The following is a 2,089-nucleotide window of genomic DNA, read 5'->3' on the forward strand; positions in this document are numbered from 1 at the left end:
CCTTTGACGCCGCTTTCACCGGCACGCTGCAGCGGCAGATCGATACCTTTGCCGGGATCTGTGAAGGCATGGGTGTCACCATGCAAGCCACACAGCGCCCCGGGCTCAATGAATACGACAGCCACGCCGTCATCGGTGCCATCCACCCGCACAAGCTCGAAAAACCCACCACGCCCGAGGAATACCGCGGCCACTTCCGGCTGCTGCGTGACGGGCTGGCACAGTGGATGGCCGGCGTCGTCACCCCCCAGGGCATGCCAAGCTACACCGGGTTTGTTGAGGGTGTAACTTCTGTCCTGGACCAGATTCGTGCCAATTACACCGGAAATGTGCTGCTGGTTTCCAGCGGCGGGCCCATCTCGACCGCAGTGGGCCATGTGCTGGGCACCAGCCCTGAAACCACGATAGAACTGAACCTGCGCATACGCAACTGCTCACTTACCGAGTTTGCCTTTACGCCCAAGCGGCACATGCTGGTGACCTACAACACCTTGCCGCACCTGGACGCGCCCGAACACGCAAGCTGGATTACCTACGCCTGAACGCGCCTGCGAGCAGCCGGCTTCGTGGTTTTTCCGCCATTGCCGAATCGACCACAAGCAAAGATACTTTGCGGCAACATGACCGCCGCCCTGATGCCCAGTCTTCGTCCTGTCGGAATTCACCTTCACGGTGAAACAACCGGCGCGCTGGCGGCTTCCACTTACAGTTTCCTGGTGCAGCTTGAAAAGCTCGGCCTGCAGGACGCCGTAGAAACCAGGGAGATTTTTCCGGGCTCCACCGCCGCAAGAAGCTTTTGCCTGCCGGACGGCCTCGCCGCACAATGGGCGCCCGGCCTGGACACCCTGGGCCTGGCAGAACGGCTGCAGCTGGATACGCTGAACAACAGCGAAGACCTGGAACGAGAGATTCTTCTGGCCATGCTCCTGAGCCCGGTCGCCTTTGAATTCCCCAGCCATGCGGAGCTGGCATCGGCAGTGCGCATACGCCGCAACATCGTGCTGGCCGCGCGCAAGACTGCATTGGAGTTTCATACCACCGAAGTCAACCGGCCGGAGGACTGCTGGGTCTACTCGGAAGACGCTGGCTTTACCGTCAAGCCCGGTCACGCGCTGATTCCYGCCCTGGAAAAAGCCACCCAACCCGAGGCCTCGGGCAAGCTGTATTCCTTTTCCTGCTACCGCGCGACCGAATACGTGATCCTGCTGGCCATCGCGCAGGAACTCGAAACCTGCAACCCGCCGTTGCTGGCCGCGCTGCAGCAGCGCTGGGAGCACCGCGCCATCATGTCGGGCAAATTCCACGACGTGTTCCTGCGCGAATACGGCACGATGGAACAACCCCTGCCGCCCAGGTATTACGTGCCCGGCGACCGCCTCTGGTTTCGCAACCCCGACGAGCACTCCTCCGACGTCTCGGGCTATGAAGGCTCCTGGGTGTTCTACATCGGCAACGGGCAGTTCACCAACTTCTGGAAGCGCGAGCAGCCCTACACCCTGACGGCCAAATGCCTGGAGCTGTTTCACTGGCGGCATGCCACCTACACCGACGAAGCCGGCGAGTTGCGTATCAATGAAAGCATTGTGGAAGCCGGCGTCAAGGCCTCCAGCGCCGACCCGGCCGAGACGGCGCGAATCCTGGAACTCATGCTGCGTATGCGTGAACCCAAGGGCGTGTATGCATCGGGCGGGTGCATAGACACCTCGCGGGAACACCCCCGCTGGGTCTGCCCCGGCACCGCCGACATGGTGTTGCCGACAGCCTGATGCGATTTCAGGCAGCACTTCGCTATTAAATTAATAGCTGCTTGTGCTTATCGTATAAGGGCTTCAGGCACTTTCCCTTTAAAAAACTCAAACCTTCTATTTCAGCTGGCTACCGCTCACCCGCCAGACCACGTTGCCCACATCGTCGGCCACCAGCAGCGCGCCGCGCCTGTCCATCGCCACGCCCACCGGCCGGCCGTAGGCATGGCCTTCGGGACTCAGGAAGCCTGTGAGCACATCCACCGGCAAACCRGCCGGCAAGCCCTGGCGAAAAGGCACGAACACCACCTTGTACCCGCTGTGCGGYACRCGGTTCCAGGAAC

The 2,089-nt window shown here is 61.5% G+C and carries 2 protein-coding genes and 1 pseudogene; 2 read left to right on the forward strand and 1 reads right to left on the reverse strand.

The annotated features are described in order from the left end of the window. Together AC1D1P_RS21745 and AC1D1P_RS21750 are read left to right on the forward strand one after the other, a co-directional pair. Window positions 1-542 (forward strand): histidine phosphatase family protein (locus AC1D1P_RS21745; protein ID WP_477674402.1); only part of this gene is annotated, 542 nt, incomplete at its 5' end. Window positions 543-635: 93 nt separating this feature from the next. Then, on the forward strand, window positions 636-1,766 hold the full coding sequence (locus AC1D1P_RS21750; protein ID WP_477674403.1) for a hypothetical protein: 1,131 nt from the start codon (window positions 636-638) through the stop codon (window positions 1,764-1,766). A gap of 96 nt (window positions 1,767-1,862) precedes the next feature. On the opposite strand, the pseudogene AC1D1P_RS21755 reads toward AC1D1P_RS21750, so the two are convergent. After that, window positions 1,863-2,089: pseudogene (locus tag AC1D1P_RS21755) on the reverse strand (sorbosone dehydrogenase family protein); the annotation flags it as partial.

This window comes from Polaromonas sp. P1_E1_2 (assembly GCF_056406035.1).